This window comes from Janthinobacterium sp. Ant5-2-1 (assembly GCF_001445815.1).
GTDB classification, from domain to species: Bacteria; Pseudomonadota; Gammaproteobacteria; order Burkholderiales; family Burkholderiaceae_D; genus Janthinobacterium; species Janthinobacterium lividum_E.
The window spans coordinates 1-15,989 of record NZ_LNCE01000078.1 but is presented as its reverse complement, the minus strand read 5'-3'; the positions used below and the strand labels follow the sequence as shown (position 1 = coordinate 15,989).

14 protein-coding genes are annotated in these 15,989 nt (G+C 61.7%); 9 read left to right on the top strand and 5 right to left on the bottom strand.

Annotation, left to right across the window (positions count from 1 at the left end; translation table 11 throughout):
* The 4 genes from thiE (at position 1) to ASN89_RS23045 (ending at position 3,555) form a co-directional block, all read left to right on the top strand.
* Entirely contained in the window at positions 1–612 is a 612-nt protein-coding gene (gene thiE, locus ASN89_RS23060; RefSeq protein ID WP_058050909.1) for a thiamine phosphate synthase, read from the top strand.
* A gap of 78 nt (positions 613–690) precedes the next feature.
* Positions 691–1,323: an ANTAR domain-containing response regulator gene (locus tag ASN89_RS23055; RefSeq protein WP_034749164.1), complete on the top strand. Its 633-nt coding sequence runs from the start codon at positions 691–693 to the stop codon at positions 1,321–1,323.
* Between the two features lie 86 nt (positions 1,324–1,409).
* Entirely contained in the window at positions 1,410–2,516 is a 1,107-nt protein-coding gene (locus tag ASN89_RS23050; protein WP_058050908.1) for an S-(hydroxymethyl)glutathione dehydrogenase/class III alcohol dehydrogenase, read from the top strand.
* A gap of 184 nt (positions 2,517–2,700) precedes the next feature.
* Positions 2,701–3,555, top strand: a complete 855-nt coding sequence (locus tag ASN89_RS23045) for a hypothetical protein (protein WP_152988662.1) — start codon at positions 2,701–2,703, stop codon at positions 3,553–3,555.
* Here ASN89_RS23045 and ASN89_RS23040 read toward each other — a convergent pair.
* On the bottom strand, positions 3,552–3,827 hold the full coding sequence (locus tag ASN89_RS23040) for a hypothetical protein (RefSeq protein WP_058050906.1): 276 nt from the start codon (positions 3,825–3,827) through the stop codon (positions 3,552–3,554). The genes ASN89_RS23045 and ASN89_RS23040 overlap by 4 nt on opposite strands.
* A 108-nt stretch (positions 3,828–3,935) precedes the next feature.
* Between ASN89_RS23040 and ASN89_RS23035 the strand changes: the two genes are divergently transcribed.
* Positions 3,936–6,239 (top strand): UvrD-helicase domain-containing protein, encoded by a 2,304-nt coding sequence (locus tag ASN89_RS23035; protein WP_058050905.1) that lies wholly within the window; start codon positions 3,936–3,938, stop codon positions 6,237–6,239.
* A 268-nt stretch (positions 6,240–6,507) separates the two neighbouring features.
* Here the strand turns inward: ASN89_RS23035 and ASN89_RS23030 are convergent, their stop codons facing one another.
* The 3 genes from ASN89_RS23030 to ASN89_RS23020 form a co-directional block, all read right to left on the bottom strand.
* Positions 6,508–7,299: a BPSS1780 family membrane protein gene (locus tag ASN89_RS23030; protein ID WP_046683430.1), complete on the bottom strand. Its 792-nt coding sequence runs from the start codon at positions 7,297–7,299 to the stop codon at positions 6,508–6,510.
* A gap of 2 nt (positions 7,300–7,301) precedes the next feature.
* Positions 7,302–8,258, bottom strand: coding sequence for a homoserine kinase (locus ASN89_RS23025; RefSeq protein WP_058050904.1), 957 nt, complete (start codon positions 8,256–8,258; stop codon positions 7,302–7,304).
* 83 nt (positions 8,259–8,341) lie between these two features.
* Positions 8,342–8,737, bottom strand: a complete 396-nt coding sequence (locus tag ASN89_RS23020; protein WP_046683428.1) for a hypothetical protein — start codon at positions 8,735–8,737, stop codon at positions 8,342–8,344.
* 291 nt (positions 8,738–9,028) lie between these two features.
* On the opposite strand from ASN89_RS23020, the gene polA reads away from it, so the two are divergent.
* Together polA and ASN89_RS23010 are read left to right on the top strand one after the other, a co-directional pair.
* A complete protein-coding gene (gene polA / locus ASN89_RS23015) occupies positions 9,029–11,788 on the top strand; it encodes a DNA polymerase I (protein ID WP_058050903.1) in 2,760 nt (919 codons plus the stop codon).
* 91 nt (positions 11,789–11,879) lie between these two features.
* Positions 11,880–12,764 carry a dienelactone hydrolase family protein gene (locus tag ASN89_RS23010; protein WP_058050902.1) on the top strand — a complete coding sequence of 295 codons (885 nt, stop codon included), beginning with the start codon at positions 11,880–11,882 and terminating at the stop codon, positions 12,762–12,764.
* Positions 12,765–13,016: 252 nt separating this feature from the next.
* On the opposite strand, the gene ASN89_RS29205 is transcribed toward ASN89_RS23010, so the two are convergent.
* Positions 13,017–13,217 carry a hypothetical protein gene (locus tag ASN89_RS29205; protein ID WP_162483243.1) on the bottom strand — a complete coding sequence of 67 codons (201 nt, stop codon included), beginning with the start codon at positions 13,215–13,217 and terminating at the stop codon, positions 13,017–13,019.
* Here ASN89_RS29205 and ASN89_RS23005 point away from each other — a divergent pair.
* Together ASN89_RS23005 and ASN89_RS23000 are read left to right on the top strand one after the other, a co-directional pair.
* On the top strand, positions 13,129–13,887 hold the full coding sequence (locus ASN89_RS23005) for a ZIP family metal transporter (protein ID WP_058050901.1): 759 nt from the start codon (positions 13,129–13,131) through the stop codon (positions 13,885–13,887). The genes ASN89_RS29205 and ASN89_RS23005 overlap by 89 nt on opposite strands.
* 258 nt (positions 13,888–14,145) lie before the next feature.
* A complete protein-coding gene (locus ASN89_RS23000; RefSeq protein WP_046683424.1) occupies positions 14,146–15,882 on the top strand; it encodes an ABC-F family ATP-binding cassette domain-containing protein in 1,737 nt (578 codons plus the stop codon).
* Positions 15,883–15,989: the final 107 nt, after the last annotated feature.

Sequence of the window (15,989 nt, the reverse complement as noted above, 5' to 3'; positions counted from 1 at the left end):
ATGCGTGGATTGTATCTGGTCACCCCGAACTGGGACGACACCGACCGCCTGCTCGACGTGAGCGAGCAAGCCTTGCAGGAAGGCGTGGCCCTGCTGCAATACCGCCACAAGAGCGCCGACGCGGAGCAGCGGCGCGAACAGGCTGGCGCCTTGCTGGCGCTGTCCCGCAAGTATGGCGTGCCTTTCATCATTAACGATTTTATCGAGCTGTGCGAAGCGCTCGATGCGGACGGCGTGCACGTGGGCGGCACGGATGCGTCCGTGGCGCAGGTGCGCGCGCGGCTGGGCAAGGACAAGATCGTCGGCGCTTCCTGCTATGGCGACATGACATTGGCAAGGACGGCGGAGGCGGGCGGCGCCAGCTATGTGGCCTTCGGCGGCTTTTATCCGTCGCTGGTGAAAAAGTACCCGGTCACGACACCGCTGGACATCGTGCTGCAGGCCAAGCGCGAGATTGCCTTGCCCTGCGTGGTGATCGGGGGCATGACGCCGGAGAACGCCGCACCGCTGGCCGCACGCGGGGCCGACATGGTGGCGGCCATCAGCAGCGTCTATCAGGCGGACGATGTGAATATTGCGGTGCAGCAATTCAATCACTTGTTTGCGGCGTGAGCATGGACGTGCAGGGCTGGTTTGGGGGAATAATCGGCATATAATAAGAACATCATTCATTACCGAGGTCCCCCACCCATGAGCCAGCCAGCCGCCGCGAAACGCCTTATCCTGATCGTTGACGATGACCAGCTCCTGTTGGAGTTCCTCGGCGAAGTCCTGCGCCATGCCGGCTACGAAACAGCCCTGGCCCATTCGGCCGAAGTGGCGCTGCAGCTGATCGCCCAGCGCGAGCCGGACCTGGCCTTGCTCGACATCCACATGCCGGGCATGTCCGGCCTGGAACTGGCCAAGCGCCTGCATGGCGAAACGGCCGTGCCGTTCATGTTCCTGTCCGGCAGCGGCGACAGCGAATCGGGCAAGCAGGCGGCCGCCTACGGCGCCGTCGGTTACGTGGTGAAACCCGTCGATGAAGGCCGCTTGATGCCCGCGTTCGAAGCGGGCCTGGCCCGTGCCGATGAAATCCGCCAGCTGCGCCGCACGGAACTGAATCTGAACGCGGCGCTGGCCGCCGGCCGCGAAACGAGCCTGGCAGTCGGTTTGCTGATGGGCAAATTCCAGACGGACCGCAACACGGCCTTCGAAGTGTTGCGCGACCACGCCCGTTCCAGCCGCCGCAAGATCAATGAAATCGCCAGCCAGCTGCTGCTGGCCGAGGAAACCCTGAACGGCTTGCACGGGGCGTTCTTGAACCGCGCGAAAACCAAGTAAGCGTTTTCCTGGCGCCTGCTTTGCTATGATGTGGCGATACGGCGCGCTGGCGCGCCCGGTTCAACCATACACAGCACAGGACACACATGAAAACCAAAGCAGCGATTGCATGGAAGGCCGGCGCGCCTTTGACCATCGAAGAAGTCGACCTGGCCGGCCCGCGCGAGGGTGAGGTACTGGTCGAGATCAAGGCCACGGGCATTTGCCACACGGATTATTACACCCTGTCGGGCGCCGATCCGGAAGGCATCTTCCCGTCCATCCTGGGCCATGAAGGCGCCGGCATCGTCGTCGACGTGGGGCCGGGCGTGAAAAGCCTGAAAAAGGATGACCACGTCATTCCCCTGTACACGCCGGAATGCCGCCAGTGCAAATTTTGCCTGTCGCAAAAGACCAACTTGTGCCAATCGATCCGCTCGACCCAGGGCCGCGGCCTGATGCCGGACGCGACGTCGCGCTTTTCCATCGATGGCAAGCCCATCTTCCATTACATGGGCACGTCCACCTTTTCCAACTACATCGTCGTGCCGGAAATCGCCCTGGCGAAGATCCGCGAAGATGCGCCATTCGACAAGGTTTGCTACATCGGCTGCGGCGTCACCACCGGCGTGGGCGCCGTGCTGTTTACGGCCAAGGTCGAGGCGGGCGCCAACGTGGTCGTATTCGGCCTGGGCGGCATCGGCTTGAACGTGATCCAGGCGGCCAAGATGGTCGGCGCCGACAAGATCATCGGCGTCGACATCAACCCGGCGCGTCAGGAAATCGCACGCAAGTTCGGCATGACGCATTTCGTCAACGCCAACGAGGTGGAAAACGTGGTCGACACCATCGTGCAGCTGACGGACGGCGGCGCCGACTATTCGTTTGAGTGCATCGGCAACACCACCACCATGCGCCAGTCGCTCGAGTGCTGCCACAAGGGCTGGGGCCAGTCCATCATCATCGGCGTGGCGGCGGCCGGCCAGGAAATTTCCACCCGTCCATTCCAGCTGGTGACGGGGCGCGTGTGGAGAGGCTCCGCTTTCGGTGGCGCGCGCGGCCGCACGGACGTGCCGAAGATCGTCGACTGGTATATGGAAGGCAAGCTCAATATCGACGATTTGATCACGCACCGTTTGAAGCTCGACGACATCAACCAGGGCTTCGACCTGATGAAAAGCGGTGAATCGATCCGCTCCGTCGTGCTGTACTAATACATTACGCCGTACCACGGCGTTTTTGCGGAGGCTGCGGCCTCCGTTTTTTTTGCCCGGCGTTCCATCCATCGTCCGTGTCTGCCATCCAGGCCGGTCTTTTTGCAGCCTGTCGCATTGCGCTGGAGCCGTGCTTCATCCGCCGTTAAAGTCAAGGCTCCACTACTTTTGCGACGAGGCAGCCATGTCCACTTCCCACCGTTTGATCCTCAGCCTGGCCGGTATCCTGATCGGCGGCAGCGCGCTGGCCGTGCAGCCGCCCGAGCCGCCCGCGCCACCGGCCGCACCGGCAGCACCGAGCAAGCAGATCAATATTTCCATGGGCAGCGGCGACGGTTATGCGCTCGTCGACAGTCGCAAGGATAGCGTCACCATGGCCGGCACCGATGTCGATGGCCAGCAGATCAAGCAGCTGAAACAGTCCGTCAAGGGCCAGTTCCTGTGGTTCCGCGACCAGGGCAAGAGTTATGTGACGCAGGATGCCGCATTGCTGGCCCGGGTCAGCGAAGCCTGGAAACCGTCGCAGCAGCTGGGTGAACAGATGGGCAACCTGGGCAAGCAGATGGGCGAGCACGGCAAGGCGATGGGTGAACTGGGCAGCAAGATGGGTGCCCATGGCGCGGCGCAGGCGAACGGCGGCACGCGCGATGCGGAGCAGTTGCAGGCGCTGGGCCGCCAGCAGCAGGAACTGGGCCGCAAGATGGGCGAGGCGGCGCGCCGCCAGGCGCAGGCGACTACGGAGACGGCGCGTCGCGCGGCCGGACGCGACGTGGAACGCTTGCAGCAGCAGATGGAAGATGCGCAGGACGCCATGGAAGAGGTCAATGACCGCATCGCCGCCGCGCACGAGCGCGAAGCAAACAAGGTGGACGCACTGTCGCGCCAGATGGACCAGCGCGGCAAGCCGATGGAAACCCTGGGCAAGCAAATGGAAGCGCTGGGACGCCAGCAGGAAAAGGCATCGAAGGCAGCCGACAAGACCACGCGCCAGGTGATCGCCCAGGCGCTCAGCGAAGGCAAGGCAAAACTGGTGCGCTAGACTTTACGCCACGCGGCGGCCACGGCGCGATATTGCGCTGGCAACTGCTGCATGGCTTCGTCCTCGCTGGCATACACGTCATCCTGCACGGTTTCCCACTGCGCGTCGCAGCTGAAACGGTACACGCGCGCTTCGTCTGTGTAGCGGCACAGGGCCAGGCCGTGGATGGCGACGGGGGCGGCGCCGCCTTCACTGGCGACGTGGCCGAAGGGCAGGTCGGACCAGGCCCAGGCCAGTACGCGGGCGCCGTCGAGATGGGTCGGTGGTGTCATGGGATACAGGCCGCTGTGTCGGGATACCGATTGTAGCGCGCGTGGGTAAAATGCCGCGACCGCTGGACAAATGCACAGTATTTTTAGCCATGCCGGTATAATCACGGGATGCAAAATCTTCTTCACAACCTCAATCCCGAACAATTGGCTGCCGTCACCTTGCCGGCGCAACATGCGCTGATCCTGGCGGGCGCCGGTTCGGGCAAGACCCGCGTGCTGACCACCCGCATCGCGTGGCTGATCCAGACCCAGCAGGTATCGCCGCCCGGCATCCTGGCCGTGACGTTTACCAATAAAGCCGCCAAGGAAATGCTCACGCGCTTGTCGGCCATGCTGCCGATCAATACGCGCGGCATGTGGATCGGCACCTTCCACGGCCTGTGCAACCGCTTGCTGCGCACGCATTACCGCGACGCTGCCTTGCCGCAGACCTTCCAGATCCTCGATTCCCAGGATCAATTGTCGGTGATCAAGCGCTTGTTGAAGGCGAACAATATCGATGATGAAAAATTCCCGCCGAAGACGGTGATGTATTTCATCAACAATGCCAAGGACCAGGGCTTGCGCGCCACGGACGTGGAAGCGTACGACGCGCACGAGCGCAAGATGGTCGAGCTGTACCAGCTGTACGACGACCAGTGCCAGCGCGAAGGCGTCGTCGATTTTGCGGAATTGCTGTTGCGCACGTACGAATTGCTGAGCCGCAACCAGCCGCTGCGCGAACACTACCAGGCGCGTTTCCGCCACATTCTCGTGGACGAGTTCCAGGATACCAACGACTTGCAATACAACTGGCTCAAATTGCTGGCCGGGCACGGCAGCCGCGATGGCGGCGCCCTGTTTGCCGTCGGCGACGATGACCAGAGCATCTACGCGTTCCGCGGCGCCAACGTGGGCAATATGAGCGCCTTCGAGCACGAGTTCCAGGTCAAGAACTTGATCAAGCTGGAGCAGAACTACCGCTCGCACGGCCACATCCTCGACAGCGCCAACGTGCTGATCGCGAACAACAGCAAGCGCCTGGGCAAGAATCTGCGCACGGACGCGGGCCATGGCGAGCAGGTGCGCGTCTATGAAGCCAGTTCCGACTTGCAGGAAGCGCAGTGGATCATCGAAGAGGCGAAAAGCCTGATCGCCGACGGCGCCTCGCGCAGCGAAATCGCCATCTTGTACCGCTCGAATGCGCAGTCGCGCGTGATCGAACATGCGCTGTTTTCGGCCGCGATTCCGTATCACGTGTATGGCGGCCAGCGCTACTTCCAGCGCGCCGAGGTCAAGCACGCGATTGCCTATTTGCAATTAATGGACAATCCGCACAACGATTCGGCCTTCTTGCGCGTGGTCAATTTCCCTACGCGCGGCATCGGCATGCGCTCGATCGAGCAATTGCAGGCCGCATCGGAACAGTACGGCATTTCGCTGTATGCATCCGTGCCGTATGTGGCGGGCAAGGCGGGCAGCGTGCTGGCCGGCTTCGTCAAGCTGATTGAAGGCGTGCGCTTTGAAACGCAGCAATTGTCCTTGCCGGAAATGGTTAGAGTGGTGCTGGAAGCCAGTACCTTGCTGCAGCATTACCAGAATGAAAAGGAAGGCGCCGACCGCATCGAGAATCTGGAGCAGATGGTCAGCGCGGCCAGCCAGTTCATTTCCGAGGAAGGTTTCGGCCAGGGCGCACCGGCCCACCTGGGGCCTGCCGCCCAGGCGCAGTCGGGCGCGCCCGTGGTCAACCAGGATGGCATCGAAATCCTGGACGCGGACGCGCCGCTGCCGGCCGTGATGTCGCCGCTGTCCGCCTTCCTGTCGCACGCGTCGCTGGAAGCGGGCGACAACCAGGCGCAGGCGGGCCAGGATGCGCTGCAGATGATGACGGTGCACTCGGCCAAGGGCTTGGAATTCGACAACGTGTTTATCACGGGCCTGGAAGAGGGCCTGTTCCCGCACGAAAGTAGCTCGAAGGAAGACAATGGCGTGGAAGAGGAACGCCGGCTGATGTACGTGGCGATCACGCGTGCGCGCAAGCGGCTGTACATGAGCTTTTCACAGACGCGCATGCTGCACGGCCAGACGCGCTACAACATGAAATCGCGCTTCTTCGACGAATTGCCGGAAGAATCCTTGAAATGGCTGTCGCCGAAGGTGCAGGCAAACTGGTTCGGCAACCGCAAGTCGGCCTGGGACGAGGCGCCGCGCGTGGCCAGCCTGGGTTCGGACAATGCGATTGCGCAAAAGATCGCGCAAAAAGCCACGGGCGGCGGCTGGCGCATCGGCGAATCCGTGGCGCACGCCAAGTTTGGCGAAGGCGTGATCGTCAATATCGAAGGCGGCGGCGGCAATGCGCGTGCGCAAATCAATTTCGGACAGCACGGCATGAAGGTGCTGGACCTGGGGATTGCGAAGCTGGAACGGCTGTGAAGGTAATCCGGCACCACCGCAGGCGCTAACAATGTTGTCGGATTACGCGTGGCCTTCGGCCCCGCTAATCCGACCTACCGGGAAGATACTCTGGCCGGTCGCGTAGGTCGGATTAGCGAAGCGTAATCCGACACCATTGTTGGCCTCGCAGCGTCGGATTACGCGGCGTGCCGCCGCTAATCCGACTTACGGGTGGCATTGCGAGGCATTCGGAAAATAAAAAAGGGGCAGCCTGCGCAGGCTGCCCCTTTTTACATCTGGCCGGCGATTATTCGCCGGTCTTGTCCAGCGACACCGTCTTGCTGTCATCGACGGGCAGGCCGAAGATCTGGCGGTAGGCGGCGTAGAACGAGCAATGCATGATGATGGTGAGTATCATCGACAGCGGCATCATCAGTTGCATCATCAGCGGCGTGCGGCCAAAGATGAGAGCCAGCAACTGGCTGGTGACGATGCTGATGGCGAACCACGTGCTGGCGAAGACGATGAAGGCCGACAGCGAGCGCCAGACGGCGAAAAAGCTGAAGAACAGCGCCTTGCCCAGGCTGATGCGTTGCCAGTAGATCAGCGGCGCGGCAAAGCAGAAGGCCATGGCGGCCGGCACGTACATCGCGATGGCCAGCAGGATGCCCAAGCCCAGGCGCGATTCGGGGATGGCGGCGCGCGCCGCTTCTTCCGTCAGTTGCCCTGTGACCAGTTGCCACAGCAAGCCGCCGTCCACCAGGGTCGAGGCGCCGATGGCGACGATGGCCATGAGGATGTACAGCACGCCCAGGCCCAGCAGGGACGGAAAGGCGGGCTTGCGAAAGCCGGAGATCAAGAGGCTCGGCAGGACGCGCTTGCCCTGGTCGATATTCAGGCAGCCTTGCACGAAGGCGACGGAAAACACGGGCACGAGGATGACGGGCAGTAACTGGCCGAGCACGGGCACGATGCTGACGGCCAGCATGCAGAACATATAGCCGAGAAACAGCATCGACATGCCGCCAGGTTGCTTGCGAAACAGGGCGAAGCCTTGTTTCACCCATTGCCAACCTGTACTTGCAGGTAATTTTTCCATGTTTAAAACAGTTCCGGAGCAGGTGTGGCGATACGTTCGCGCAGAATGCGTTCGAAATGCGTGGGATCGTGCGGGGTCAGCATTTCCGCTTCGCGCGGCTGGTAATAATCGTACAGGCGCGACAGCCAGAAGCGCAGCGCGGCGGCGCGCAGCATCGGTTGCCATGCCGTTTGTTCTTCCTGCGTAAACGGGCGCACGGCCTGGTAGGCGTCGAGCAGGGCGCGCACGCGCACCGTGTCGAGCACGCCCGTGGCCAGGTCCACGCACCAGTCGTTGACGGTGACGGCCACGTCGAACAGCCACGTGTCGCAGCCGGCAAAGTAAAAGTCGAAAAAGCCCGTCAGTTGCTCGCCGTCAAACATGACGTTGTTGCGGAATAAGTCGGCATGCACGGGACCGCGCGGGATGGCTTTATACGTATCGCAGGCAGCAAAGGCATCCTGGAAGTGGATTTCCGCGCGCAGCAAGTGCGCCCTGGCATCGTCGAGGTGGTGCAAGACCAGCGGAGTGGTGGCGTTCCACCAGTCTAGTCCACGTAAATTCGGCTGTTGCAGGGGGAAATCCTGCGCCGCCAGGTGCATTTTCGCCAGCATGGCGCCGACAGCCGCGCAGTGCACGGCTTGCGGCGCCATCTGCGAGCTGCCGTCGAGTTTGCTGACGATGGCGGCCGGCTTGCCGTGCAAGGCCGTCACCAGTTCGCCGTCCGCATTGGCGATCGGCGCCGGCACCAGCACGCCCCGGTCCGCCAAATGGCGCATCAGTTGCAGATAGAACGGCAATTGCTCGAAGCTGAGGTTTTCAAAGATCGTCAGCACATACTCGCCGCGCTCCGCGCTCAGGAAAAAATTGCTGTTTTCGATGCCGGACGCGATGCCCTTGAGCGCCAGAGGTTTGCCAAGTGGAAACTGCGTGATCCACTGGCCGATATCGTCCAGGTGTAGCGCGGTAAAAACTGCCATGGGAAAGAGGGGAATGGTCTAAAAGGTCAAAAAAAGCCGGCTGCCCCGCAGGTGGCCGGGGCAGGGCAGAAGAGAGTGGCTGCTTACTTCGCTGGTGCGGGTGGTGCTGGCGCGTCCGCTGCCTCTTCATCGCGTTGTTTCTGTTTCTTCTTGCCCAGGTCGAATTCCAGCACTTTCCATTGCGGGCCGCGCAGGGCGCCGTTGTGGGCCTGGTCGCCGCCAGCGGCCGGCTTCATGTAATACGTGCTGCCGCCGCTCGTGACTTTGACTTCGGACGTCACGCCCGCTTCGCGTTTTTCGGTAATCTGCTGCTTGGCCGCCGCTGGCGCCACGGTAATGGGCGCTTCGCCCATTTCCTCGATACGTTCGAGCTGTGGCGGCGCGTCGCTCGGTTTGGCCGGCGTCTGGGCGCTGGCAATGGCCGAACATGCCAGCAGGGGCAGGGCGAGGAATGTCCAGAGTGTCGATGTACGCATCATGATGGGTTCGCTTCCATGTGTGGGACTGCAGCGCGTGCAGTGTGTAATGCCGTCAATTTATCTATAAGGCATTGTAACAAACTGGTAGGCAATGCTGTTTAAATGGGTTGAAATCGGCCCAGGTGGCAGCCCGCGCGTCCGCACGGGACTGTCAGCGTGTCAAAAACGCCAGGAACGGCACGCGTGGCTGCCGGTGGCGCGGCCCTAAACTCTGCGATAATTGTGCGATATTCCGCCCGTTCGCCGCTGTGTCTTCCCGGCTGGCGCGGCTCACCTTATTTTATTGGCATTATGCAAAACACCCTGCTGTTAGTCGACGGTTCCAGTTACCTTTATCGTGCCTTCCATGCGCTGCCCGACCTGCGCAGCCCGGATGGCTATCCCACGGGCGCCATGCACGGCATGGTCAACATGCTGCGCCGTTTGCGCGCCGATTTCCCGGCCGCTTACATCGCCTGCGTGTTCGATGCCAAAGGTAAAACTTTCCGCGACGACATGTATCCCGAATACAAGGCCACGCGCGCCTCGATGCCGGACGACCTGCGCCTGCAGATCGAACCGATTCACGAAGCCGTGCGCGCCATGGGCTGGCCGATCCTGATGGTCGATGGCGTGGAAGCGGACGACGTGATCGGGACCTTGGCCGTGCAGGCTGCCGCCGCCGGCATGAACGTGGTGGTGTCCACGGGCGACAAGGACCTGGCGCAGCTGGTCAACAGCCAGGTGACCCTGATCAATACCATGAGCAATGAAAAGCTCGATGAAGCGGCCGTGCTGGTCAAGTTCGGCGTGCCGCCGAACCGCATCATCGATTATCTGTCGCTGATCGGCGATACCGTGGACAACGTGCCGGGCGTATCGAAATGCGGCCCGAAAACGGCTGTCAAATGGCTGACCTTGTACGACAGCCTGGAAGGCGTGATGGAAAACGCGGCCAAGGTGGGCGGCGCCGTCGGTGAAAACCTGCGCACGGCCTTGCCATGGCTGCCGCAGGCGCGCGCCTTGATCACCGTCAAGACCGATTGCGATTTGTCCGGGCACATGACGACGATCGCCGACTCGCTGGTGGCGAAACACGAAGACAAGGAAGCGCTGCTGGCTTTCTTCAACCGCTACGGCTTCAAGGCCCTGCTGCGCGAACTGGGCGCCGCGCCGCCGCCGATGTCGCCTGTGGGCGCACCTGTTGCCGGTGGTGCTGCCAGCAACACGACGGGCGACATGTTTGCCGATGCGGCACCAGCGGTGGAAGCCGTGTATGAAACCGTGCTGACGGATGAACAGCTGGACAAATGGATCGCGCTGATCGATGCGGCGCCCTTGACCGCCGTCGACACGGAAACCACGTCGCTGGAACCGATGACGGCGCAAATGGTCGGCATTTCCCTCTCGGTAGCCGAACACGCCGCCTGCTACATCCCGCTGGCCCACGACTACGCGGGCGCGCCGGAACAGTTGACGCGCGAACACGTGCTGGCGAAACTGCGCCCGTGGCTGGAAGATGCCAACAAGCCCAAGCTGGGCCAGAACCTCAAGTATGACAGCCACATCTTCGCCAACCACGGCGTGACCCTGCGCGGCATCGCCCACGATACCCTGCTGGAATCGTATGTGTTCGAATCGCACAAGAAACACGACATGGACAGCCTGGCCCTGCGCCACCTGAACTACACGACGATCCCGTTCGAGGACGTGTGCGGCAAGGGCGCCAAGCAGATTACCTTCAACCAGGTGGAAGTGGAGCAGGCGGCAAAATATGCGGCCGAGGATGCCGACGTCACTTTACGCCTGCACAATGCCATGTGGGGCAACGTGGCGAATGATGACAAGCTCACCTTCATCTATGAAAAGATCGAGATGCCGACGGCCGTGGTCTTGCAAAAGATCGAACGCAACGGCGTGCTGATCGATGACGAATTGCTCAACATCCAGTCGGCCGAGCTGGCCGTCAAGATTTTGGAATTGGAAAAGAAGGCGTATGAACTGGCCGAGCAGCCGTTCAACCTGGGTTCGCCCAAGCAGATCGGCGAGATTTTCTTCGAGAAGCTGAAGCTGCCGGTGGTCAAGAAAACCCCGACGGGCGCGCCATCGACGGATGAAGAGGTGCTGCAAAAGCTGGCCGAGGATTATCCGTTGCCCAAAGTGCTGCTGGAATACCGCGGGATGGCCAAGCTGAAGTCGACCTATACCGATAAATTGCCGAAGATGATCAACGTTACGACGGGACGCGTGCATACGAACTATGCGCAAGCCGTGGCCGTGACGGGTCGTTTGGCGTCGAACGACCCGAACTTGCAGAATATTCCCATCCGCAGCGCGGAAGGACGCCGCATCCGCGAAGCGTTTATTGCACCGCCCGGCAGCCACATCGTCTCGGCCGACTATTCGCAAATTGAATTGCGCATCATGGCGCATATCTCGGGCGATGAAGCCATGTTGCGCGCGTTTGCCGACGGCATCGACATTCACCGCGCCACGGCGGCCGAAATCTTTGGCGTGCCGGCCGCGGAAGTGCAAAGCGAGCAGCGCCGCTACGCCAAGGTCATCAACTTCGGTTTGATTTACGGCATGAGCGCGTTCGGCCTGGCCGGTAACTTGGGCGTGGACCGCACGGCCGCGCAAAGCTATATCGACCGTTACTTCGCGCGTTTTTCTGGTGTGAAACAGTACATGGAAGACACGCGCCAGCAAGCGAAGGCGCGCGGCTACGTGGAAACCGTGTTTGGCCGCCGTCTGTGGCTGCCGGAAATCAATTCGCCTAACGGCCCGCGCCGCCAGGGCGCGGAACGGGCGGCGATCAACGCGCCGATGCAGGGCACGGCCGCCGACCTGATCAAGCTGGCCATGATCGCCGTGCAAGGCTGGCTGGAAACGGACAACTTGCAGACGAAGATGATCATGCAGGTGCACGATGAACTGGTGCTGGAAGTACCGGACGCCGAGCTGGAATTGGTCAAGCGCAAGCTGCCGGAACTGATGGCCAGCGTGGCCGACCTGAAAGTGCCTTTGATCGCCGAGGTGGGCGTCGGCAAAAATTGGGACGAAGCGCATTAACTATGTGACATAGCAGCAATGACCGTAGGTCGGCTTAGCGCGCAGCGCGTAAGCCGACATTTTTTGTCAACACACCCTTCAGGAGAAACGCATGAGCGACATGATCACCGATTGTGAAAGTTTGCTGGGCCAGAGCAGCTTGTCCGGGCCGGACGGCCGGCGTGGTTTCCTGAAGGTGGCGCTGGGAACGGGCTTTGCCGTGGCCGTGCTGCCCGTGGCGGCGCAAAATGTCATCAAGACGGATTCCGCCGGGCTCGTCACGGGCAGCATGTCGGTGATGGTCGATGGCCAGGCCGTGCCCGTGTATGCGGCGCAGCCGGAGGGCAAGACGGGTTTGCCAGTGGTACTGGTCATCTCGGAAATCTTTGGCGTGCATGAGCATATCGCCGACATGGCGCGCCGCTTCGCCAAGCAGGGTTATCTGGCGCTGGCGCCCGATTTGTTCGTGCGCCAAGGCGACCCGACCAAGGTGGGCAGCATCCCCGAATTAATGAAAGGCATCATCGCCAAGACGCCGGACGCGCAAGTGATGACGGACCTCGACGCTGTTGTTGCGTGGGCGAAACAGAACGGCGGCGACACGAGCCGCCTGGGCATCACGGGCTTTTGCTGGGGCGGGCGCATCACGTGGCTGTACGCGGCGCACAATCCAGCCGTCAAGGCGGGCGTGGCCTGGTATGGCCGCCTGGTGGGCGAGCCCAATCCCTTGCAGCCGAGCAACCCCATCGATATCGCTGCCACCTTGAAGGTCCCCGTGCTGGGCTTGTATGGCGGCAAGGATACGGGCATCAGCCAGGAGTCGATCGCGAAGATGAAGGAGGCGCTGGCCAAGGGCGGCAACAAGTCGGAATTCGTCGTGTACCCTGATGCGGGCCACGCCTTCAATGCCGATTACCGCCCCAGCTATGTTGCCGCCGATGCGAAGGACGGCTATGCGCGCTGCCTGGCCTGGTTCAAGACACACGGCGTGGCGTGACGACGTCTGATTAAACCTGCTGCGCGTTGCGACTTGCGGCCTGCGATGCTCACTGTACTCAGTACAGTTCCGCTTCGCGGCCACAATTCGCTGCCGCTCGCGACGGTTTTATCCGACGTCGAAAGCATGAGAACAGTTAAATTTCCCAGAAGTTAACGCGAAAGGCGCACCGGGCTGTAAAATGCCCGCTGCGCGCCAATGCAGTACAATTGCATCTTCATCGCGCGACGCTGCCGCCAGACGCGCAAAAAATTAAACAATAGATAACAACGCATTCATCAGGCCAGACGCCAGCATCGCGGGCGCCAGTGACCCGGCGCCATTTTGAGGTAAGAAAATCATCGATCCCGTCCTTATATCCATTTTGCTCGCGACCACGATCGCGGGCGTGTTGAGCATTACCGCGGCGGCGATCTTTTCGTTTGCATTCTTGTCCAAAGTGGTGGAGCGCATGGTCAGCTTGTCCGTCGGCATCATGTTGTCGACGTCCTTGCTGCACGCCTTGCCCGAAGCGTTCGAATCGCAGGCGGACCCGCGCACCCTGTTCGCCACCCTGCTGGCGGGCTTGCTGGCCTTTTTCATGCTGGAAAAATTCGCCGTCCTGCGCCATTCGCACCACCACGAAGGCGATGGACACCACCATGCGCACGGCCACGACAAGCACGAGGCGGGCAAGGCCGGCTGGATGATTCTCGTCGGCGACGGCATGCACAATTTTACGGATGGCATTTTGATCGCAGCCGCCTTCCTGGCCGACCCGAAGCTGGGCCTGGTGACGGGCCTGGCCATCATCGCGCATGAAATCCCGCAGGAAATCGGCGATTTTATTGTTCTGCTCAACGCCGGCTTCTCGCGCTTGCGCGCCTATATCTTCAATTTGCTGTGCAGCCTGATGGCGGTGGCGGGCGGCCTGCTCGGCTATTTCACCTTGGACCGCGCCAGCAATCTGATTCCTTACGTGCTCGTGTTCGCCTCGTCCGGCTTCATCTATATTGCCCTGTCCGACCTGATGCCGCAGATGCAGCGCCGCGCCACCTTGCGCGAAACCATTCCGCAAGTGCTGTTGATCGCGCTGGGCGTGTGCATCGTGCTGTTCCTGACGCACAAGCGCCACGGCGGTTGATGTACTGACTGTGTGGGTGTAGTATTGCCTTTCTGACTAACTTGCACAGAAAGGAGGAAAATATGGAAATTTTTATGCTCGCCCTATGGGATGCGCGCTCTTTAAGCGCATTTGCCAGCTCTTGCCCACGTTCTATCGCGCTGCGATAACCGGGTCAGAGCAAAGTCACCCCTCTCATATAGAGTCTTTCTCGGCTCATGGTTGTCGTTAGCGCTCCTGTTAACGCGGATGCTTGCATCCCGAACAAAGACAAGAGCCATGACTACCCTTATCTCGACACAAGCTTTACAGCTGGATACCCACGACGGTTTCCTGTTCAACGAACTCGCCTTTACTTTGCGCCAGGGCGACCGCATCGGCCTGATCGGCCACAATGGCTGCGGCAAATCCACCTTGCTGGGTCTGCTCAGCGGCACGCGCGAAGCGACATCCGGCACCATCCACTACGCCCGTGCCTGCCGCTTGCAGCACGTGGAGCAGCATTTGCCGGCCGAACTTGCCAGCCTGAGCCTGTACGACGCCTTGCTGGCGCCCGTGCTGGACCAGCCGGAACTGCATTGGCGGGTCGACAGCCTGCTGGCCGAACTTGGTTTTGATCAAGAAACCGCGCAAGTGCCCGTACACTCGCTGTCCGGCGGCCAGCACACGCGATTGCTGCTGGGGCGCGCCCTGCTGCAGGAACCGAACGTGCTGCTGCTCGACGAACCGAGCAATCACCTGGACTTGCCGTCGCTGCTTTGGCTGGAGCAATTCCTGCTGGCCTGGCGCGGCGCCTTCATCCTCGTCTCGCACGACCAGCGCCTGCTCGACAACGTGGCTACGCGCAGCTGGATCTTGCGCGACAGCCGCCTGTACGACTTCGACTTGCCGTGCGGCCCCGCGCTGGCGGCGCTGGCCGAAGCGGATATGGCCGCTGCCGCCCGCCATGCGGCCGAGCAAAAGGAAATCGACCGCCTGTCGGCCAGCAGCGCCCGCCTGGCCCTGTGGGGCCGCACCTATGACAATGAAGACCTGGCGCGCAAGGCCAAGACCATGCAGCGTCGCATCGACAAACTGAAGGATGAACAGTCGTTCGTCAGCGATGGCGCGCCGTGGCGCTTGAGCTTGCGGGGCAAGGCGCTGGCGGCCGACCAGTTGCTGGCGCTGGACGCCGTGGACGTGCGCGCCGTGCCTGCCTCGCCGCTGTTGTTCCACGTCGGCCAGCTGTGGCTGAAACCGGGCGACCGCATCGCCTTGCTGGGCGCCAACGGCAGCGGCAAGTCGTCCTTGCTAAGGCTGTGCTGGCAAGCGATCCAGGCGCAGGAGGAGCGCAGCGACCTGCGCTACCATCACGCCGCCAACATCGGTTACTACGACCAGTCGCTCAAGCAACTGGCCGATGACGCCGATTTGTCCGACGCCTTGTATCCGTTTGCCGTGCAAAACGAGGCTGCCCGCAGCCAGGTGGCGCGCAAGCAGGCCTTGATCGCGGCCGGTTTTCCGTATGCGCGCCATGGCCAGGCGGTGGCGACCCTGAGCGGCGGCGAGCGGGCGCGGTTGCTGTTCCTGGGCCTGTCCCTGGCCAGCTACCATTTGCTGCTGCTGGACGAGCCCAGCAACCACCTGGACATGCAGGGCAAGGCGGACCTGGGGCAAGCCTTGCGTGGCTTTGCCGGCGGCTGCTTATTGGTGTCGCACGACCGCGATCTGATCGAAACGGCATGCAACCGTTTTTGGGTGGTGGCCGATGGCCAGCTGGAAGAGTGGCCGGACGCGGCCAGCGCGTATGCACGGCTCAGTGCGGAAGATGGGCAGGCGTTGACGCCCGCGCCAAGAGTGGAGCATGCATCTGCGGTACCGGAGGACGTCGAAGTGCAGCTGGAACGCTTGTGCGAACTGGAGCAATTGCTGACGGAAGACCTTGCCCGCAAGCCGCGCCACCAGAAGCCGGCCAGCCAGCAGGCGTGGCTGGCGGAACTGGAACGCTTGAATCAAGCGCTGGGAATAACATCGTAGTTATCCACGGGTAAAAGGTGGCGGACCAGTTGGTCCGCCATTTTTTAATTCCCCGTCGCCACAGGTCGCGCCGGATCGGCGCACCATTCGCTCCAAGAACCCGGATA